Source organism: Shinella granuli (assembly GCF_004341885.1).
GTDB classification, from domain to species: domain Bacteria; phylum Pseudomonadota; class Alphaproteobacteria; order Rhizobiales; family Rhizobiaceae; genus Shinella; species Shinella granuli.
The window spans coordinates 208852-227231 of record NZ_SLVX01000007.1; the positions used below are offsets into that span (position 1 = coordinate 208852).

20 protein-coding genes are annotated in these 18380 nt (G+C 66.7%); 6 read left to right on the forward strand and 14 right to left on the reverse strand.

Going from position 1 to position 18380, the window contains the following annotated elements; all coding sequences use genetic code 11:
• Window positions 1-6 precede the first annotated feature (6 nt).
• The 3 genes from EV665_RS14075 to EV665_RS14085 all read right to left on the reverse strand — a co-directional run bounded on the left by EV665_RS14075 (window position 7) and on the right by EV665_RS14085 (window position 2467).
• Window positions 7-612 carry a thermonuclease family protein gene (locus EV665_RS14075; protein ID WP_133034556.1) on the reverse strand — a complete coding sequence of 202 codons (606 nt, stop codon included), beginning with the start codon at window positions 610-612 and terminating at the stop codon, window positions 7-9.
• Window positions 613-635: 23 nt separating this feature from the next.
• Window positions 636-1397 carry a DUF6030 family protein gene (locus EV665_RS14080; RefSeq protein ID WP_133034557.1) on the reverse strand — a complete coding sequence of 254 codons (762 nt, stop codon included), beginning with the start codon at window positions 1395-1397 and terminating at the stop codon, window positions 636-638.
• Between the two features lie 146 nt (window positions 1398-1543).
• Window positions 1544-2467, reverse strand: a complete 924-nt coding sequence (locus tag EV665_RS14085) for a LysR substrate-binding domain-containing protein (RefSeq protein WP_245507715.1) — start codon at window positions 2465-2467, stop codon at window positions 1544-1546.
• Window positions 2468-2558: 91 nt separating this feature from the next.
• Between EV665_RS14085 and EV665_RS14090 the strand changes: the two genes are divergently transcribed.
• The 4 genes from EV665_RS14090 (at window position 2559) to ubiG (ending at window position 7203) form a co-directional block, all read left to right on the forward strand.
• Window positions 2559-3701, forward strand: a complete 1143-nt coding sequence (locus tag EV665_RS14090) for an iron-containing alcohol dehydrogenase (protein ID WP_133034558.1) — start codon at window positions 2559-2561, stop codon at window positions 3699-3701.
• An 8-nt stretch (window positions 3702-3709) separates the two neighbouring features.
• Window positions 3710-5209 carry an aldehyde dehydrogenase gene (locus EV665_RS14095; RefSeq protein ID WP_133034559.1) on the forward strand — a complete coding sequence of 500 codons (1500 nt, stop codon included), beginning with the start codon at window positions 3710-3712 and terminating at the stop codon, window positions 5207-5209.
• A gap of 25 nt (window positions 5210-5234) precedes the next feature.
• Complete coding sequence (locus EV665_RS14100) at window positions 5235-6359, forward strand: mandelate racemase/muconate lactonizing enzyme family protein (protein ID WP_133034560.1); 1125 nt, start codon at window positions 5235-5237, stop codon at window positions 6357-6359.
• Window positions 6360-6453: 94 nt separating this feature from the next.
• Window positions 6454-7203, forward strand: coding sequence for a bifunctional 2-polyprenyl-6-hydroxyphenol methylase/3-demethylubiquinol 3-O-methyltransferase UbiG (gene ubiG / locus EV665_RS14105; protein ID WP_133034561.1), 750 nt, complete (start codon window positions 6454-6456; stop codon window positions 7201-7203).
• A gap of 24 nt (window positions 7204-7227) precedes the next feature.
• Here the strand turns inward: ubiG and EV665_RS14110 are convergent, their stop codons facing one another.
• Genes EV665_RS14110 through EV665_RS14130 form a run of 5 tightly spaced genes read right to left on the reverse strand, consistent with a single transcriptional unit; the run spans window position 7228 to window position 10183 of the window.
• On the reverse strand, window positions 7228-7806 hold the full coding sequence (locus EV665_RS14110; protein ID WP_133034562.1) for a DUF3291 domain-containing protein: 579 nt from the start codon (window positions 7804-7806) through the stop codon (window positions 7228-7230).
• Window positions 7806-8234: a DUF1178 family protein gene (locus EV665_RS14115; RefSeq protein WP_064331717.1), complete on the reverse strand. Its 429-nt coding sequence runs from the start codon at window positions 8232-8234 to the stop codon at window positions 7806-7808. The genes EV665_RS14110 and EV665_RS14115 overlap by 1 nt, the downstream gene beginning before the upstream one ends.
• The gene (locus tag EV665_RS14120; protein WP_133034563.1) at window positions 8231-9088 is read right to left on the reverse strand and encodes a carbon-nitrogen hydrolase family protein; all 858 of its coding nucleotides are present in this window, start codon (window positions 9086-9088) and stop codon (window positions 8231-8233) included. Before EV665_RS14120 ends, EV665_RS14115 begins: the two co-directional genes overlap by 4 nt.
• Window positions 9089-9098: 10 nt before the next feature.
• Window positions 9099-9356 (reverse strand): glutaredoxin 3, encoded by a 258-nt coding sequence (grxC, locus tag EV665_RS14125; protein WP_064331715.1) that lies wholly within the window; start codon window positions 9354-9356, stop codon window positions 9099-9101.
• A gap of 35 nt (window positions 9357-9391) precedes the next feature.
• Complete coding sequence (locus tag EV665_RS14130; RefSeq protein WP_133034564.1) at window positions 9392-10183, reverse strand: ComF family protein; 792 nt, start codon at window positions 10181-10183, stop codon at window positions 9392-9394.
• Between the two features lie 62 nt (window positions 10184-10245).
• Between EV665_RS14130 and EV665_RS14135 the strand changes: the two genes are divergently transcribed.
• Entirely contained in the window at window positions 10246-11115 is an 870-nt protein-coding gene (locus tag EV665_RS14135; RefSeq protein WP_133034565.1) for a methyltransferase domain-containing protein, read from the forward strand.
• A gap of 4 nt (window positions 11116-11119) precedes the next feature.
• On the opposite strand, the gene EV665_RS14140 is transcribed toward EV665_RS14135, so the two are convergent.
• The 6 genes from EV665_RS14140 to EV665_RS14165 form a co-directional block, all read right to left on the reverse strand.
• Window positions 11120-11302 (reverse strand): Flp family type IVb pilin, encoded by a 183-nt coding sequence (locus EV665_RS14140; RefSeq protein WP_064331712.1) that lies wholly within the window; start codon window positions 11300-11302, stop codon window positions 11120-11122.
• 38 nt (window positions 11303-11340) lie between these two features.
• Entirely contained in the window at window positions 11341-11658 is a 318-nt protein-coding gene (locus EV665_RS14145; RefSeq protein WP_064331711.1) for a hypothetical protein, read from the reverse strand.
• 112 nt (window positions 11659-11770) lie between these two features.
• On the reverse strand, window positions 11771-12193 hold the full coding sequence (mutT, locus tag EV665_RS14150) for an 8-oxo-dGTP diphosphatase MutT (RefSeq protein WP_064331710.1): 423 nt from the start codon (window positions 12191-12193) through the stop codon (window positions 11771-11773).
• Window positions 12190-12969 (reverse strand): GNAT family N-acetyltransferase, encoded by a 780-nt coding sequence (locus EV665_RS14155; protein ID WP_245507716.1) that lies wholly within the window; start codon window positions 12967-12969, stop codon window positions 12190-12192. Before EV665_RS14155 ends, mutT begins: the two co-directional genes overlap by 4 nt.
• A gap of 67 nt (window positions 12970-13036) precedes the next feature.
• The gene (gene argJ, locus EV665_RS14160) at window positions 13037-14269 is read right to left on the reverse strand and encodes a bifunctional glutamate N-acetyltransferase/amino-acid acetyltransferase ArgJ (protein ID WP_133034566.1); all 1233 of its coding nucleotides are present in this window, start codon (window positions 14267-14269) and stop codon (window positions 13037-13039) included.
• Window positions 14270-14317: 48 nt separating this feature from the next.
• Window positions 14318-15217, reverse strand: a complete 900-nt coding sequence (locus EV665_RS14165; protein WP_064331707.1) for a peptidylprolyl isomerase — start codon at window positions 15215-15217, stop codon at window positions 14318-14320.
• A gap of 237 nt (window positions 15218-15454) precedes the next feature.
• Here EV665_RS14165 and secA point away from each other — a divergent pair, with 237 nt between their 5' ends.
• Window positions 15455-18181, forward strand: coding sequence for a preprotein translocase subunit SecA (secA, locus tag EV665_RS14170; RefSeq protein WP_064331706.1), 2727 nt, complete (start codon window positions 15455-15457; stop codon window positions 18179-18181).
• The last annotated feature ends 199 nt before the right edge of the window (window positions 18182-18380 follow it).

Consider the following 18380-nt stretch of genomic DNA (forward strand, 5'->3'; position numbering starts at 1 on the left):
TCGCCTTCAGCGCCGCCGCCCCGGCGGGCATCGCTTGAGTGCGCGGCATTCCGCGTCGATCCAGATGCCGGTCTTGCGCCGCATGGCGTCCTCCTGCGTGCCGGCAAGCCGCGGCGTGGCGGCCGAGGCCGCGCCGGTCGCGACGAGCGTTTCGGCAAGATCCCTGCCGCCGGCCGAGCAGGTGAGGAAGGACACGCCGGAAAACCGGATATCCTCCTCGCAGGTCAGGCTCTTGCCGGCGACCAGCCGCCTGAGGGCGATGCGCGCCTGCTGGCCGCAGACGGCGACCGTGCCGTCGGCATCGCGGCAGAACCGCTTCGGATCGACCGGCACGGCGTCCGTCAGCACATAGAGCCGGCCGCCGTCGGCGAAGGAGGCGCTGTCGAAGACGGTGACGCGGGCGGTCGGATGAAGACGCAGGGGCAGCACGATCGGCTCCACGGCCAGCCGTTCATAGGCCTGCGCCTTCCGGTCGATGCGCACGGGCTTGTCGGTCCAGATCGGATCGTCCGAAACCGGGCCGGATTCGAGGCCGGCGGCCTGGGCGGTGACCGCCGAGAGGAGGAGGGCGAGCACCTGTGCCAACCCTGTGCGCTTTGCCGGTCTTTTCATGGCAGGCTTCATCTTGCCACCTGTCACAACTTGTCGGGCAGCGGCAGCCAGCGGCCGCGGTCGAAATAATCCGGCAGGTAGGAACCGCGGTTTCGCGTGCGGTCCGGCGTGATGATGAAATTGTAGCGCGGCGTCTCGCTGAACTCCTTCTTGAGCTGGATGCGGTTGCCGAAGCGGATGATGTCGAATTCCTTGAGGGCGCGGATATCGGCGAAGATGTCGGGCGCCTCTTCCCAGCGCACCTCGTCGAGGAAGACCTCGATCGCCGCGATGACGGCATCCGTCACGCGGTTCTGCGTCGCCGTGTTCTCGATGTTGAGCTTGATGCGGAAGGAGGAGACGCGCGTTTCCGCATTGCCCCTGATCGACAGGAAGGCGGAGGAGGACGGGTTCGTGCCGTCGCTCGCGTCCGGGAATTCGCGGTAGGACTGGCATTCCCAGCTCTGCTGGTCGAACAGCCCGGCCTTCCAGCCGGCCGTCTCGAAGCCGCTGCGGCGCAGCGCCTCGCAGAGCATTTCCGGTGCCTTGCGGATGGTGCGGACGAACCGGGTCTGCATCGGCGTGACGGGCGTCAGGAGCCGTTCCGGGATGAGGCCCTTTGCGCGTGGCACGCGGTTGCCCTTCATCTCATAGGGACGCAGCGCGCGCGTCTGCGGCGTCACGGCGACGGGATCGTAGCCGAAGCGGGCAAGCAAGCGGTTGAGATTGCGGTAGTCGTTGGCCAGGAGCACGGTCGCGCCGATGGCCCCGAGCAGCACGATGGCCAAAAGCCCGAAGACAACCAAGCCGGATCTGCCTTGCTTCCGCTCCGTCATGCCGAACCGCGCCGTTGCCCGTGTCGATGCGGTGGTGCCGGACCCATGCCGGGCCGGATCCATCGATCTCCCGCTCCTGATAGGCTACTCCCCGGATGCCTGCAAGCGCGGGAGCCTTACGGCGCGGCGCGGCTGGCGAGCAGGCTGTCGTGCAGCCGGAGTGCTTCGGGCGGCGAGGTGCGGAATTTCGGCAGGCCGAGATGGTAGCCGTAGCCGGTGACGAGGCGCGTCTCCCCGAGCTGCACCAGTGTGCCCTCGGCAAGCGCGGCGGCAAGCAGATCGAGGCTGCCGAGCGCCACGCCATCGCCGCTGATGGCCGCGTCGATGGCGAGCGCATAGGTAGAGAAGGTGAGGTGCGGCCGCGGCGGCGCCTTGCGCAGCGCCTGTGGCGCGACCCGCTCCAGCCAGGGGCGGAAGGAGATCCAGTTGGCATTGAAGCGCTCGTAGTCGATGAGGTCGAGGGCGATGAGATCGGCCGGGACGATGGCAGCGGCATCAAGGCCCTTGCGGGCGATATAGTCCGGCGAGGCCACGGGGGCGAGCGTTTCGGCGAGAAGCGGCGTCAGCGTCCAGCGGGGGTGCTCGCCGGCGCTGTAGGGGATGACGAGGTCGTTGTTCTCCGAGGCGAGGTCGGCCGGGCTGTCCGACGTGACGAGGCGGAGCGCGACGTCGGGATTGTCGCGGGAGAAATCGCGCAGGCGCGGGCCGAGCCAGAGATGGGAGACCGATCCGCTTGCGGCGAGCGATATGCTCTGTCCCGCACCGGTGCGGAACGGCTCCAGGCTTTCCTCCAGATAATCGAGCGAAGCGCGTACGCGCTGGAACAGCCTTTCGCCGCGCGGCGTCAGGGCCAGGTTCTTGCCGCTTCGGGCGAAGAGCTGCGTGCCGAGATGATCCTCTAGCCCCTTGATGCGCCGGCTGACGGCCGCCTGGGTGATGTTCAGCTCCCGTCCGGCGCGCGAAAAGTTCATGTGCCGGCAGGCGGCGTCGAAGACACGGAAGGCTTCGAGGGGGATATGGGCGAGCATGGCGTCCTTCATGATCTGAAGTTATCAAAAAGACTGAAAAATCCAAGGATTTGAAAATCTGAAATTGTGATGCACGGTTCGGCAAATCCGTTCGGGAGGTTCCGTGCCGTTCACAACGTCTTTCGTGCCCGAGATCCGTTTCGGCGAAGGGGTCCATGAGACCATCGCCGCATCCGCCCATGCGCTCGGTGCCCGCTCCGTGCTCGTCGTCATCGATGGTTTCCTTGCGGCCGGCGGGCTCGGCGAGCGCCTGGCCGGTCAGTTTGATGCCGAGGGCGTGGCGGTGGCGTTCTTCTCCGGTTTTGCCGGCGAGCCGAAGCTGGCCGCGGTCGAGGCCGCCACGGCTGCCGCCCGCGGCAAGGACCTCGTCGTCGGTCTCGGCGGCGGGTCGGCGCTCGATATCGCCAAGATCGCGGCCTGCGTGGCGGCGGGCGCGGACGGCCCGATGCATTATGCGCTTGCCGCCCACCCTTTGCCGGGCCGGCCGCTGCGCAAGATCCTGGTGCCGACGACGGCAGGCACCGGCTCGGAAACGTCGGCGACGACCATCTTCACCGGGCCGGAAGGCAAGAAGCTGTGGATCTGGGGGCCGGAGACCAAGGCGGACCTCGTGCTGCTCGATCCGGCGCTGACCGTGACACTTCCGGCAAATCTTACCGCCTGGTGCGGCCTCGACGCCTTCGTGCATGCCTTCGAGGCGGCGACCAACCGCAACGCCCATGCCGGCGCTGCGCTCTATGCCCATGCCGCCCTCGGCCTCCTCGTGGAGGCGCTGGAAACAGCGGTGAACAACCCGGCGGACAGGAAGGCGCGCGGAAAAATGCTGCTCGGCGCCTGTTATGCCGGCATCGCGATCGACAATTGCGGCACGGCGATCGCCCATACGATCAGCCATGCGCTCGCCGGCCTTGCGCCGGTGCATCACGGGCTCGCCACGGCGCTCGGCTTCGAGGCGACGCTCGGCTGGCTCGTCGAGGCCGACACGGCCGACCTTGCCGCGGCCGCGCGGGCCTGCGGCCTGCAGGATGCGGCGATGCTGCCCGGCTTCGTCGCCGACCTGATGGACCGTTGCGGCATCGTCCGCGCCCTGCCGGCCGCCTTTGCCGCCTTCACCGCCGAAGACCTCGCCCGTGAAATGCGCGCGCCGGAGAACCAGCCGATGCGCCGCTCGACGATCCGGGCGGTTGCGGATGCCGATATCGATGCCTTCGCCACCAGCATGATGGCTCTGCCCCGGACGCTCTGAGGACGACCATGATCGAACAGTACAGCCGCGCCTATTGGGAAGAACGCCTTGCCGGCCTCTCGCTTGCCCGCGGGCATTTCATCGACGGCAGGACGCAGCCCGCCGTTTCCGGCCGGACCTTTACCCGCACGCGGCCCATGGACGGCCAGCCCGGCGCCGTGCTGGCGCGCGGCGATGCGGCCGATGTCGACCGTGCCGTGGCCTCTGCCCGCAAGGCCTTTGCCAGTGGTGCGTGGCGTGGCAGGGATCCGCTGGAGAAGAAGCGGATCATGCTGCGCTGGGCGGAATTGATCCGTGCCCATGGCGAAGAGCTGGCGCTTCTCGAAACGCTCGATGTCGGCAAGCCGGTGCAGGCCTCGCTCGGCGTCGACGTGCGCCTCTGTGCCGAAGGCATCCAGTATTACGGCGAGATGATCGACAAGATGTATGACGAGATCGCGCCGACCGGGCCGAAGGCGCGCGCCCTCGTCCGCAAGGTGCCGCTCGGCGTCGTCGCGGCGATCACGCCGTGGAACTATCCGATGATCATCGATGCCTGGAAGCTCGGGCCGGCGATCGCGGCCGGCAATTGCGTGGTGCTGAAGCCGGCCGAGCAGTCCTCGCTCTCGGCGCTGCGGCTCGCCGAGCTTGCCGTCGAGGCGGGCCTGCCCGCCGGCGTCTTCAACGTCGTCACAGGCTTCGGCGAGGAGGTCGGCAAGCCGCTGGCGCTCCACGCGGATGTCGACATGGTCGCCTTCACCGGCTCGACCGAGGTGGGCAGGCTGATCATGAGCTATGCCGCCCGGTCGAACCTCAAGCGCGTGGCGCTGGAACTCGGCGGCAAGTCGCCGCTCGTCGTCTTTGCCGATGCCGATCTCGACGCGGCGGCAAGCGCGGCCGCTTGGGGCTGCTTCTACAATTCCGGCGAGACCTGCCATGCCGCCACGCGTCTTCTCGTGCAGCGTCCGGTGCAGGACGCGCTGATCGAGAAGATCGAGGCGGTTGTGAAGCGCGAGATCGTGCTGGCGCACCCCTTCGAGCCGGAGGCGCAGATCGGCGCGTTGATCGAGGCGGAGCACATGGACAAGGTCCTCGGCCTCGTCGCGGCGGGGGAAGCGGACGGCGGGCGCCGCGTCTTCGGCGCGGAGCGGGTATTGTCCGAGACGGGCGGCTGCTATGTCTCGCCGGGTGTCGTCACGGATGTGACGAACGACATGCGCATCGCCCGGCAGGAGATCTTCGGCCCTGTGCTTGCGGCCATCGCCTTCGACACGGAGGAGGAAGCGCTCGCCATCGCCAATGACACCATCTACGGGCTTGCCGGCGCCGTCTTCACCCGTGACATGGACCGGGCGCACCGTTTCTCCGAGGGCATCCATGCCGGCACGGTCTGGATCAACACCTACGACATGTCGAATTTCGCGACGCCCTTCGGCGGCTTCAAGCAATCGGGTTTCGGCCGCGACCGCTCGGTGCATGCGATCGACAAATATTGCGACTACAAGACGATCTGGCAGCAGTTCGGTTGAAGGCTCAAGTCCAGGGGAGGAGCGCATGAGCAGGATCGTTTCCATCGGCATCAGCCATCACCGGCTGCCGCTCGATCCGCCGTTCAAGGCGAGCTGGGACGGGCGCCCACGCAACCATTTCGACGCGACGATCGTGCGCGTGCGTGACGAAGAAGGTCGCGAAGGTATCGGCTCCGGCGACCTGATGAAGGGGTTCGAGGGCCACGAGGACCTGTTCATCGGTGCGGACCCGCGCCATCTCGAACGGCATTACGAGGTGCTTTCGCATATCAATTTCCACTATGGCCGCTGCTGGCCACTCGACCTGGCGCTCTGGGACCTCGCAGGCAAGGTGACGGGCGAGCCGGTCTGGCGCATGCTCGGCGGCCGTGCCGACCGGGTGCGGCTCTATGCGTCCTCCGGCGTGCTGCGCGAGCCCGCCGCCATGGCCGACCAGGCCGAGCGCTACATCGCGGAAGGCTTTCCGGCGATGAAGGTGCGGTTCTCCTCCTCCGCCGGCGGGCGCAACGACTGGCGCGAGGACGTGAAGGCGCTGGAGGCGATCCGCGCGCGCGTCGGTGACCGGCTGGAGCTGATGGTCGACTGCAACCAGGGTTGGCGCATGCCCTGGGACACGACGCTCTCCTGGACCTTCAAGGATGCGCTCGTCGTCGCGCGGGAGCTGGAACGGCTCGGCATCTACTGGATGGAGGAGCCACTGCACCGCTCCGACCGCAAGGGCATGAAGGCGTTGAAAGAGGCGACGAGCGTGCGCATCGCGGGCGGGGAGATGACGCGCGAGCTCTATGAGTTCCGCGACATCATCGAGGAGCGCGCCTTCGACGTGATCCAGCCGGACGTGGCGTTGGTCGGCGGCATCACGGGATGCCGGCGGCTCGCCTTCCAGGCGCGCGAGGCGGGCGTCGCCTTCACTCCGCATTCCTGGACGAACGGCATCGGCGTGCTCGCCAATGCGCATCTGACGGCGGGGGCGGGTGATGCACCCTTCCTCGAATATCCCTATGACGGGCCGGAATGGAGCGAGGCGCGCCGTGACTACCCGCTGCAAGCGCCGCTGCGGCACGAGGACGGCTGGCTGGTGCTGGGTGAAACGCCCGGCCTCGGCGTGGTCCTCGACGAGGACCGGCTCCGGGCGACGCGGCTCGGCTGAACCGCTTCACTTCGTCTCCTTCCGCATTCGACCCTTGACATCCGCCCCAGGGAGGCCGACTTCACGGGGGACACGGACGCGAAGGAGACGAGCCATGAGCGAGGCAGCCCGCACGACGATCGACCAGGCGGAAGTCGACCGCTTCTCGGCGATGGCGGCCGAGTGGTGGGATCCGGCCGGAAAGTTCCGGCCCTTGCACAAGTTCAATCCGGTCCGCCTCACCTATATCCGCGATCTCGTATCCGGTCAGTTCGGCCGCGACCCCGCGGCGCATCGCCCGCTGGAGGGCCTGCGCATCCTCGATATCGGCTGCGGCGGTGGCCTGCTCTCCGAGCCGATGGCGCGCATGGGGGCGGATGTGCTCGGTGCGGATGCCTCGGAAAAGAACATCGGCATCGCCAAGGCCCATGCGGCGGGCAGCGGCGTTCCGGTCGACTACCGGGCCGTGACCGCCGAGGCGTTGGCGGAAGCCGGCGAGACCTTCGACGTCGTGCTCAACATGGAAGTGGTCGAGCACGTCTCCGACGTCGATTTCTTCCTCACCACCTGCGCCTCCATGGTGCGTCCGGGCGGCATGATGTTCGTCGCCACGATCAACCGCACGCTGAAGGCGGCGGCGCTGGCGATCTTCGCGGCGGAGAACGTGCTGCGCTGGCTGCCGCGCGGCACCCATCAATATGAAAAGCTGGTGCGCCCGGAGGAAATCGAAAAGCCGCTGACGGCCTCGGGGCTGACGGTGACCGATTGCACCGGCGTGTTCTTCAACCCGCTGTCCAACCAGTGGAACCTGTCGAAGGACATGGACGTGAACTACATGATGGTGGCGCGCCGCGCCTCCGCCTGAAGCCGGCCCGCACGGAAGCTCAGGTCACGCCTTCAACGTCTTCGCGACGGCCAGCAGGTCCTGTTGCCCGGTCGCATTGCGCGCGGCTATCGTCTTCACGCTTTCGCGGTCGATGTCGACGGTGTTGCCGTCGGGGCAAAAGGCCGTCTTGAAGGTGAAGGCGCGCGGCGACGGGCCGTGATCGGCAAGATGCTCCAGCCGCTCGGCGCCATCAGCCCAGAGAGGCCGGGTGCCTTCCGCCACCCACCAGAGCACGAGGGCAGGCCAGGCCTGCCGCTGGTTCCAGTTGCGGGCGTGTTTCAGGGCGTCGGCGTGCACGCCATTGTAGGTGAAGGCCATCAGCGCTTCGAGCCCGCTCCACAGCGAGAGCGAGGAGGGGGCATCGGCAAAGCCGCTGCCGGCGATGAAGCGGGGATAGGCCTTCTCGCCCCAGCTTTCCGGCCCCGGCTCGCCCTCATAGCCGGAACGGCCGATGAAGCCCTCCGCCCGGTTCGCCGCCTCGAAATTCAGCGGTTCGCGCAGGCGAAAGCCTTCGACGCGCGGGCTTTCGTAGTCATCGACATGCAGGCCGAAATTGTAGATCGCGAGATGGTGGCCGCGCATCAGTTGGTTTCGTCGGGCAGGACGGGAAGCGGCGCGACCTCGACGCCCTCCTCCAGCAGCTCGCGCACCTCGTCCGCCGAGGCCCGGCCGATCAGGCCGCGCTGTTCGGCCTCGCCGTAATGGATCTTGCGCGCTTCTTCGGGAAAACGCTCGCCGACATCCTCCGAATTGGCGCGGATGGTCGAGACGATCTCCCGAAGCTTGTTCATCATCTCCTTCTGGCCGGCCTGCACCACGAGCTCCTGGCGGCGCTCCTTCTTGCGGGCGGTCGAGACGGAGGGCGCCATCAGGCGCTTGGCGACATGGGTGGAGCCGCAGGTGGGACAGGAGACGAGCGCCCGCTTCTGCTGGCGGTCGAAATCGTCCGCCGAGCCGAACCACCCTTCGAAGGCGTGCCCGTTGTCACAGGAAAGCTCGTAGCGGATCAAGCGGCAACGCCTCCCTTCGCAGGCGCCTTCGCCGTTTCCAGCGTGAAGGTGCGCCCGTTGCGCAGGTTGGGGATCTTGTCATGCGCGGCCTTGACGGCGGCGCTGTCGACTTCGGCGAGCACGATGGCTTCGCCCGTGCCGCCGGCGCTGGCCAGGACGCGGCCCCACGGGTCGATGATCATGGAATGGCCGAAGGTCTCGCGGCCGTCCTCGTGCACGCCGGCCTGCGCGGCGGCGATGATGTAGACGCCGTTCTCGATGGCGCGGGCGCGCAGCAGCGTTTCCCAATGGGCTTCGCCGGTCTGCCGCGTGAAGGCGGCGGGAACGGAGATGATCTCGGCACCGGCCTGAGCCTGTATCTTGAAGAGCTCGGGGAAGCGCACGTCGTAGCAGATGGCAAAGCCGAGCCGTGCGAAGGGAAGGTCCGCCATGCGCGCGACGACGCCCGGCGAATAGACCGCGCTCTCGCGCCAGCTTTCGCCATTGTCGAGATCGACGTCGAACATGTGGATCTTGTCGTATGTGCAGACCTGTCCGCCATCGGGGCCGAACAGGAAGCCGCGATTGGCGACCTTGCCGTCGGCAAGCGCGATGGCGGTGGAGCCGACATGCACGTGGATGCCGAGCTCGGCGGCAAGTTCGGCCGCGGCGGCGACCACGAGATCGTCGGCCTCCATGCGCAGGATGGCGCGCAGCCCCGCGCGGTCGCGCTGGAGCGCGCCGGTCATTTCCGGCGTCTGGACATAGACGGCGCCCTTGGCGGCCGCTTCGCGCACGAGGCGCCGCATCGTCTCGACATTGCGGACGGGATCGGTCCCGGAGCACATCTGGAGGGCGGCGATCGTTGCGGTCATGAAAAGGTCCTCAGGCGGCGAGCAGGGCGTCGAGCTCGCCGGCGCGCTCCAGCGCATGCAGGTCGTCGCAGCCGCCGACATGGCGTTCGTCGATGAAGATCTGCGGGAAGGTGCTGCGGCCGTTGGCGCGCTTGATCATCTCCTGGCGGATCTCCGGCGCATAGGTCGCGTCATGCTCCTGGTAGGCCACACCCTTGGTTTCGAGAAGTTTCTTGGCGGCGCTGCAATAGCCGCAGAACTGACGCGTATAGATGACGACCGAAGCCATATTCTCCTGCTCCAAAGCTTGGAAAACCTTGTCTTTCATATAGGTCCGGGAAGCGCCCTTGCAAAGGTCAAAACGGTGATGTCGGCGGCGCCCGCCCGTTTCAGCGCGCGCGTGACGGCCGAAACGGTGGCCCCGGTCGTATAGACGTCGTCGACGAGCACCACGCGGCGGCCGAACAGCGCCTCGCGGCCCTCCGGCGTGACGGTGAAGGCGCCGCGCACGTTCTCCTCGCGGGCGCGAGGCCCGAGGCCGATCTGGCGGCGGGTGCGTTTCGTGCGGCGCACGGCATCGACGAGAACGGGCCGGCCGGAAAGCCCGCCGAGCGCGCGGGCAAGTTCCGACGACTGGTTGAACTTGCGCCAGAGGAGGCGGAAGCGATGCAGGGGAACGGGGACGATGGCGTCCGCGGCCTCCACGGTACCGTCGCCGGCCCGCAGCATCCACCCGGCCATCATCGGCGCGAGATCGGTGCGGTCGCGGTATTTCAGCGCATGGACGAGCACGCGGGCAAGGTCGTCGTAAAGCGCGACGGAGCGCAGCCGGTCGAAAGGCGGCGGGTTGGCGATGGCGTCGGCGCTGAGGATGCCCGGGCCGAGATCGTGCGAGAAGGGGGTGCCGAGCACCTCGCAATAGGGGCGCTCGATCAGGGCGAGCTTCGACCAGCACCGCGGGCAGAGGCCTGCACGGCTGCCGAGCAGCACGCCGCAGCCCGCGCAGGCCGGCGGATAGACGAGGTCGAGGGCGCTGCCCGCAAGGCCGCGCAGCCGGCGGGCAAGGGCCTGCCGGAGCGGGACTGCCGGCGCTGCCTCGGCCTCGATTTCGCCCATGCGGTTGACAATAGTCGGTCCAAGCGGCCAAAGCGAATGGAATTGCGAACCGGACCTCTCCCATGGAAACGCTCTTCGACCAATCCCTGATCGACACGAACCGACGGCGCGCGCTTGCCGGCGAGCCGGCGGACTTCCTGCTCGACGTGGTGGCGCGCGAGCTTGCCGAGCGCCTCAGCGTCATCGAGCGCCGCTTCGAGCGGGCCGTCGAGCTGCACGGCCACACCGGTGCCGCCGCACGGGCGGTCGTCGCGACAGGCAAGGTGGACGGGATGGAGCGGGTGGAAAGCGACGCGCGGTTCGCCGCGCCGGGCGAGGCGCTGACGGTGTCGCCGCTCGAAACGGTGCCGCTGGAGCCGCAGTCGGCCAACCTCATCGTCTCGCCGCTGGCGCTGCACCTCACCAACGACACGCCGGGTGTCTTCGTGCAGATCCGCCGTGCGCTGAAGCCGGACGGGCTGTTCCTTGCGGCCATCCCCGGCAGCGGCACCCTGCAGGAACTGCGCGAGGTGCTGCTTGCGGCGGAAAGCGAGATGACGGGCGGGGCGAGCCCGCGGGTCATCCCCTTCCCGGATGTGCGCGATGTCGGCGCGCTTCTCCAGCGCGGCGGCTTCGCCCTGCCGGTGACGGACCGGGAGACCTATACGGTGCGCTATGATTCGATCTTTCCGCTGATGAAGGACCTGCGGGCCATGGGCATGGCCAATCCGCTTGCCGGCCGCAGCCGCCGGCCGCTCACGCGCGGCGTCCTCCTGCGCGCGGCGGAGCTTTATGCGGAACGCTTCTCCGATCCGGACGGGCGCATCCGCGCGAGCTTTTCGGTCATCTATGTATCGGGCTGGGCGCCGCACGAAAGCCAGCAGAAGCCGCTGAAGCCCGGCTCGGCGAGGATGCGCCTTGCCGATGCGCTGAAGCAGGGCGGCCGCGGCTGACCGGCTATTTCTTGCCGGCGGAGTCCATGCTGTTCGAGATCGTGGTGAGGGTATCGGAGAGGCCGTTGCTGAAGGCTTCGAGGCCGGCCAGCAGGCCGATCGAGATGAGCGCCAGCAGGAGCCCGTATTCGATGGCCGTGCCGCCGGCGCGGTCGGAGCAGAATGATTTCAGCAATTTCGGCACCATTCCACTCTCCCGCGCCCTTTGCGCATGTCCATGTCTCTTCAGCAGCCGTTGCTGATACCGTTGCCGTTGACGATGCATACGGCACCGGGCATTTCCTGCAGGACGCTGCGGCGCACCGTATAGCGTTTTCCGCCTTCCGACGGGATCGAGCCCGTCGAGATCATGTCGAATTCATCGGGCACATTCGCCATCATGCGCTTGTCGGTCTTTGCGGAGAGGACCGGGGTCAGAACCAGAGCAAGCGCGATGACGGCGGTGCCGAAGAGCAGGGCAAGGTTGAGCGCGCCCGTCCGGCTGTCGCCGGCCGGCGTGAAATCCTTCTCCTGAACGGTTTTCCAGAAGTCTTCGTCACGCATCTGAGGGTCTCGTAGGCATTCATTGCAACGTTAGACCCAATCTTTGAACCATGGTGCTAAACGATTGCTTAACGGAGACTGAAAAAGACGGGGTAAATCCCTGCCGTTCCGTTCAGAGAAGGTCCATCAGGAAGGGAATGAGCGGCTCGTCGGCCGGCGGCATCGGGTAGTCGCGCAACGCCTTCGGGCGCACCCACTTGATCGCCTGTCCCTCGCGGCCATGCGCGGTGCCCTCGAAGCGGCGGCAGATATAGAGCGGCATCAGGAGGTGGAAGTCGTCATAGGTGTGGCTGGCGAAGGTCAGCGGGGCGAGGCAGGCGACCTTCGTGCGGATGCCGAGCTCCTCGTCCAGTTCGCGGATCAGCGTCTCCTCCGGCGTTTCGCCGGGCTCCACCTTGCCGCCGGGAAACTCCCAGAGACCGGCGAGCGCCTTTCCTTCCGGACGCTGTGCCAGGAGGATGCGGCCATCGGCATCGACGAGCGCGCAGGCGGCGACGAGCAGGATGCGGCGGGGTTTCGTTTCGATCTCGCTCATGCCGCGGCAGGCCCCCGGTAGCTGTACTGGTAGACGTCCTTGAAGCCGGCTCGGCGGTAGAGCGCGATGGCGGCGGCGTTGTCGGCCTCGACCTGCACCCAGGCCTGGCGGGCGCCCTTCAGCTTCGCCCAGCGCAGGGCGGCGTGGAGGACCGCGGTGCCGAGGCCGCTGCCGCGCTGCTCTTTTACGACGCCGAGCTGGAGGATGCCGACGAGGTCGTTGTCATGCACGGCGATCGCCACGGCCGTCGGGCCGAAATCGGGCTCCTCGAAGATGAAGAGGCCGGTTTCCGGCTTGATGGCGTTGATGATCTCGGTGAGGCCGGGCTTCAGCGCCGGGTCGTCGCCGGCAACGCGGATGCGGGCGTCGACGAAGCGGCCGACGTCGCGGCTCGGCAGATGGTCGAGGCCTTCGTCGCGCGGCAGCGTCGCAAGGTCCGCCATCATGACGATGGTGCGGCCCGCCTCCGCCCAGCCGGCCGCATCCATATGGGCGACAAGCTTCGGCGGGGTCAGCGGCGTCTGGCGCACCAGGAGCGGGCGGCCGTAGTCGGAAAACTTCTTCGCCGCCTTCTGGAGGCGGATGTCGAGGTCGCGGATGTCGGACGGGTCGAGCGGGTTCACCGAATTCAGCCGGCGCGAGGGGTGGCCGGCGGTCAGGCGGAAGAGCCAGCTTCCGTCATAATGCACGGACGCGGCCGGCCAGGCGCGGAAGCCGACGGCCTCGAGCCGGCGGACTTTCGGCAGATCGCTGATGTTTTCTTCTGATGGCGTCACGCTGCCAGGCCTCTATTTCTGCGCGGTACCGGGAGCAAAATCGCTGCACACTTCTGCTGGAACCGCTTTAGCTGCGATAGTCGCCGTTGATCTCGACATATTCCTTGGTGAGGTCGCAGGTCCAGACGGTCGCCTTGCCGGTGCCGAGGCCGATCTCGACGCGGACAGGGATGTCCTGGCGCTTCATGACGGCGGTGGCCGCCTCTTCGGAATAGGCGGGGTCGCGCTCGCCGTCGACGGCGACGCGCACGTCGCCGAACCAGATGGCGAGACGGTCGCGGTCGGCCATCTCGCCGGATTTGCCGACGGCCATGACGATGCGGCCCCAATTGGCGTCCTCGCCGGCAACCGCGGTCTTGACCAGCGGCGAATTGGCGATGGAGAGCGCGATGCGCTTGGCCGCCGCGTCGTTTTCGGCACCCTCGACGGTGATTTCCACCATCTTGCGCGCGCCCTCGCCGTCGCGCACGACCTGGAGCGCGAGGTCGCGCAAGAGGTCGTTCAGCGCCGCGCGGAAATCATCGAGCGCGGCATCGTCCGCGGTGACGGGCGCCTGGCCTTCGGCCGCGCCGGTCGCAAAAAGCATCAGCGTGTCGGAGGTCGAGGTGTCGCTGTCGACGGTGACGGAATTGAAGGTCGGGCCGGCGCCGGCCGACAGCAGCGATTGCAGCACCGGTGCCGGGATATCCGCATCCGTCACGACGAAGGAAAGCATGGTCGCCATGTCGGGCGCGATCATGCCGGCGCCCTTGGCGATGCCGTTGATGCGCACGGTGACGCCGCCGAGCTCGGCCGTGCGCGTGGCGACCTTCGGATAGGTGTCCGTCGTCATGATGGCCTTGGCGGCCTCGAACCAGAAGTCCTCCGTGCCGGAGGCGGCGAGGCTGTCGAGCACGCCGGAGAATTTCGTCGCGTCGAGCGGCTCGCCGATGACGCCGGTCGAGGCGAGGAAGACCTCGCCTTCGCTGCAGCCGACGGCCCCTGCGGCGGCTTCCGCGGTCATCTTCGTCGATTCGCGGCCCTTGCGGCCGGTGAAGGCGTTCGCATTGCCGGAATTGACCACCACAGCGCGGGCGATCCCGCCGGGCAGGTTGGCGCGGCAGAAATCGACCGGCGCCGAGGGGCACTTGGAGCGGGTGAAGACGCCGGCGACGGTTGCGGGGCGGTCGAACACCATCATCAGCACGTCCGTCCGACCCTTGTACTTGATCCCGGCGGCGGCGGTCGCCATGCGCACGCCGCGCACCGGCGGCATCTCGGCATAGGTTTTGGGAGCGAGCGGAGAGAGGGAACCGGACATCGTGCTTTCCTGTCAAGAAAGGCCCGGCGGCTGCCGGGCCGTTGTCGATTACTGCTGGCCTTCGGTTTCCGGCGCGGCTTCGCCTTCACCCGCGGCTTCCGGCTTGTTGACCGCGTCATAGGCGGTCTTCAGCGCGGCGTCCTGGATGTCGACGGGGGCTGCGGCCTTGGCCTTTTCCAGGAGCTCCAGATACTTGTCGCGCATGACGAGCTGACGAACCTGGCTTTCGACCTGGTCGAGCGCCGGGGGCTGCTGCTTGCGCTTGTCCTCGATCTTGATGACGTGGAAGCCGAACTGGCTCTTCACCGGCTCCTTGGAATAGGCGCCCTTCTCCAGCGCGAAGGCGGCCGTCTCGAATTCCGGAACCATGCGGCCCTTGCCGAAATAGCCGAGGTCGCCGCCTTCGGACTTGTTCGGGTCGGTCGACTTTTCCTTGGCGATCTCGACGAAGTCCTTGCCGGCGTCGAGGTCCTTGATGATGGCCTTGGCCTCTTCCTCGGTCTTGACGAGGATGTGGCGGGCGCGGATCTCGTCTTCCGGCTCGATGGCGGCGACTTCCTTGTCGTAGCGCGCCTTCACCTCTTCCGGGGTCACGGCGTCGACGACGTGCTTCTTGAAATAGGCATTGTGCAGCTCGCGATCCGTGAGGAAGGCGAGGCGCTGCTTGAAGTCGGGCGTATCCTGCAGGCCTTCCTTGCCGGCATCGGCGGCGAGCAGCTTCACGTCGATGATCGAGGAAAGGGCGGCGACGCGCTTCTGCTCGTCCGGCAGGTTGGCGAGCTGCGGATCGAGGCCGGTGATGGCGAGCTTCAGCTCCGATTCGCGGATTTCCAGCGCGCCGACCTTGGCGATGACGGGATCGGCCGCCGCATCCTCAGCGCGGACGCTGGTGCTTGCGGCGGCAATCGCGATGAGGGCGACTGCTGCGAGCTTGCTGTACTTGAACATATCGAAGAGACCTTTCACATCCTCGCCGGAATCGGGCCGATATCCGGTGCCAGACGGCTCAACACCACCAGAATGTGGCAGTTGTGCAACCGCCTGAGCCGTTGACATCATTCGACCCCCCTCTTATCTGTCACGCAATCCCGCGTCCAGAACAGTTTCCGGGCGTCTCAAGGCTTTGCGCGCAAATATCGTGCGACCTGTCACGCGCCGGGTGCCCATAAAGAAAGGACCATCCTGATGGTCAGCCTCGGCGGCATAGCCCGCAAGTTGTTCGGTTCCTCGAACGATCGTCGCATCCGCTCCTACAAGCCCCGCGTCGATGCCATCAATGCGCTCGAACCGCAGATGAAGGCGCTTTCCGATGATGCGTTGCGGGCAAAGACCGTGGAATTCCGCGAACAGCTCGCGGCCGGCAAGACGCTCGACGACATCCTGGTTCCGGCCTTTGCCGTCGCCCGCGAAGCGGCCTTCCGCGTCCTTGGCCTGCGTCCCTTCGACGTCCAGCTCATCGGCGGCATGATCCTGCACGAAAAATCGATCGCCGAGATGAAGACCGGCGAAGGCAAGACGCTGGTGGCGACGCTGCCCGTCTATCTCAACGCGCTCGCCGGCAAGGGCGTGCATGTCGTGACTGTGAACGACTACCTCGCGACGCGCGACAGCGCGCTGATGGGCAAGATCTACGGCTTCCTGGGGATGACGACCGGCGTCATCGTGCACGGTCTCGACGACGACCAGCGCCGCGCCGCCTACGCCTCAGACATCACCTACGCAACGAACAACGAACTCGGCTTCGATTATCTGCGCGACAACATGAAGTACGAGCGCGGCCAGATGGTGCAGCGCGGCCACTTCTTCGCCATCGTCGACGAAGTGGACTCGATCCTCGTCGACGAGGCGCGCACGCCGCTGATCATTTCCGGCCCGCTCGACGATCGCTCCGACCTTTACACGACGATCGACGCCTTCATTCCCATGCTGGAGGAGGCGGACTACGAGATCGACGAGAAGCAGCGTTCGGCGAACTTCTCCGAAGTCGGCACGGAGAAGCTGGAAAACCTGCTGCGCCAGGCGGGGCTTCTCAAGGGCGAATCGCTCTACGACGTCGAGAACGTCGCGATCGTCCACCACATCAACAACGCGCTGAAGGCCCACAAGCTCTTCACCCGCGACAAGGACTACATCGTCCGCAACGACGAGATCGTCATCATCGACGAATTCACCGGCCGCATGATGCCGGGCCGGCGCTATTCGGAAGGCCAGCACCAGGCGCTGGAAGCCAAGGAAAAGGTCACGATCCAGCCGGAAAACCAGACGCTGGCCTCGATCACCTTCCAGAACTACTTCCGCATGTATTCCAAGCTCGGCGGCATGACCGGCACGGCGTCCACGGAAGCCGAGGAGTTCGGCAACATCTACGGCCTCGACGTCGTGGAAGTGCCGACCAACCTGCCGATCCAGCGCCTCGACGAGGACGACGAGGTCTACCGGACGGTCGAGGAGAAGTACAAGGCGATCATCCAGGAGATCAAGGACGCCAAGGAGAAGGGCCAGCCGGTTCTCGTCGGTACGACCTCGATCGAGAAGTCCGAGTATCTCGCCGAGCGGCTGAAGATGTCGGGCTTCAAGGATTTCCAGGTTCTCAACGCCCGTTACCACGAGCAGGAAGCCTATATCGTTTCGCAGGCCGGCGTGCCGGGTGCCGTGACGATCGCCACCAACATGGCCGGCCGCGGTACCGACATTCAGCTCGGCGGCAACCTCGAAATGCGCCTGGAGCGCGAGCTTGCCGAGATGGAGCCGGGTCCGGAGCGCGATGCCAAGCGCGATGCCATCGTCGCCGAGGTGAAGAAGCTGAAGGACCAGGCGCTCGCCGCCGGCGGCCTCTACGTCCTCGCCACCGAGCGCCACGAAAGCCGCCGCATCGACAACCAGCTGCGCGGCCGTTCCGGCCGCCAGGGCGACCCGGGCCGTTCGAAGTTCTTCCTGTCGCTGCAGGACGACCTGATGCGCATCTTCGGCTCCGAGCGCATGGATTCCATGCTGCAAAAGCTCGGTCTCAAGGAAGGCGAGGCGATCGTCCATCCCTGGATCAACAAGGCGCTGGAGCGCGCGCAGAAGAAGGTCGAGGCGCGCAACTTCGACATCCGCAAGAATCTGCTGAAATATGACGACGTGCTGAACGACCAGCGCAAGGTCATCTTCGAGCAGCGCATCGAGCTGATGGACGGCGAGAACCTCTCCGAAATCGTCGGCGACATGCGCCACGAAGTGGTGGAGAACCTCGTCCGCCTGCACATCCCGGAAAACGCCTATGCCGAACAGTGGGATGTCGCGGGCCTCAAGAAGGGCGTTCTCGAACAGCTCAATCTCGACCTGCCGATCGACGCCTGGGCAGCCGAGGAAGGCATCGACGAGAAGGACATCCTGGAGCGCCTGCACAAGGCGACCGACCAGGCTGCCGCCGATCGCGCGGAGCGTTTCGGCCCCGAGATCATGACCTATGTCGAGCGCTCCGTGCTGCTCCAGACGCTGGATCATCTCTGGCGCGAGCACATCGTCAACCTCGACCACCTGCGCTCCGTCATCGGCTTCCGCGGCTACGCCCAGCGCGATCCGCTGCAGGAATACAAGGCCGAGGCCTTCGAGCTCTTCCAGGCGCTGCTGGCGAACCTGCGCCAGACGGTCACCGCGCAGTTGATGCGCGTCGAACTGGTGCGCCAGGCCGCCGATGCTCCCGCGCCGGTTCCGCCGGAGATGGAGGGCCATCATATCGACGGCACCACCGGCGAGGACGATTTCGGCGACGGCAATGGCGGCGGCTTCATGGCCGTCGGCGTGTCGCCGGAAAATCGCGATCCGAACGATCCGGCGACCTGGGGCCGCGTGTCGCGCAACGAGGCCTGCCCCTGCGGCTCGGGCAAGAAATACAAGCATTGCCACGGCGCCTTCGAGCAGGCCTGACCGGCTGCGGGAGCAAGTGGCGCATAGGCTATGAACCGTCGCCCATCCTCCAACGTCATGCTCGGGTCAGGCCCGAGCATGACGGAAGAGAGGTATGCGGCTCTTGATTCGCTCCCTTTGAATGCCGCCCCCGGGCGGCATTTTCTTTAAGGGCGCGGCCCCCGCCATCCAACCGTTTGTTAACCCTGATCTGACAAGA

Bases quoted from the DNA above. Each gene is read 5' to 3' on its own strand.
- EV665_RS14075 (WP_133034556.1), bottom strand. From the start codon at position 612: ATGAAAAGACCGGCAAAGCGCACAGGGTTGGCACAGGTGCTCGCCCTC.
- EV665_RS14085 (WP_245507715.1), bottom strand. From the start codon at position 2,467: ATGAAGGACGCCATGCTCGCCCATATCCCCCTCGAAGCCTTCCGTGTC.
- EV665_RS14095 (WP_133034559.1), top strand. From the start codon at position 3,710: ATGATCGAACAGTACAGCCGCGCCTATTGGGAAGAACGCCTTGCCGGC.
- EV665_RS14100 (WP_133034560.1), top strand. From the start codon at position 5,235: ATGAGCAGGATCGTTTCCATCGGCATCAGCCATCACCGGCTGCCGCTC.
- ubiG (WP_133034561.1), top strand. From the start codon at position 6,454: ATGAGCGAGGCAGCCCGCACGACGATCGACCAGGCGGAAGTCGACCGC.
- EV665_RS14110 (WP_133034562.1), bottom strand. From the start codon at position 7,806: ATGCGCGGCCACCATCTCGCGATCTACAATTTCGGCCTGCATGTCGAT.
- EV665_RS14120 (WP_133034563.1), bottom strand. From the start codon at position 9,088: ATGACCGCAACGATCGCCGCCCTCCAGATGTGCTCCGGGACCGATCCC.
- grxC (WP_064331715.1), bottom strand. From the start codon at position 9,356: ATGGCTTCGGTCGTCATCTATACGCGTCAGTTCTGCGGCTATTGCAGC.
- EV665_RS14130 (WP_133034564.1), bottom strand. From the start codon at position 10,183: ATGGGCGAAATCGAGGCCGAGGCAGCGCCGGCAGTCCCGCTCCGGCAG.
- EV665_RS14135 (WP_133034565.1), top strand. From the start codon at position 10,246: ATGGAAACGCTCTTCGACCAATCCCTGATCGACACGAACCGACGGCGC.
- EV665_RS14140 (WP_064331712.1), bottom strand. From the start codon at position 11,302: ATGGTGCCGAAATTGCTGAAATCATTCTGCTCCGACCGCGCCGGCGGC.
- EV665_RS14145 (WP_064331711.1), bottom strand. From the start codon at position 11,658: ATGCGTGACGAAGACTTCTGGAAAACCGTTCAGGAGAAGGATTTCACG.
- mutT (WP_064331710.1), bottom strand. From the start codon at position 12,193: ATGAGCGAGATCGAAACGAAACCCCGCCGCATCCTGCTCGTCGCCGCC.
- argJ (WP_133034566.1), bottom strand. From the start codon at position 14,269: ATGTCCGGTTCCCTCTCTCCGCTCGCTCCCAAAACCTATGCCGAGATG.
- EV665_RS14165 (WP_064331707.1), bottom strand. From the start codon at position 15,217: ATGTTCAAGTACAGCAAGCTCGCAGCAGTCGCCCTCATCGCGATTGCC.
- secA (WP_064331706.1), top strand. From the start codon at position 15,455: ATGGTCAGCCTCGGCGGCATAGCCCGCAAGTTGTTCGGTTCCTCGAAC.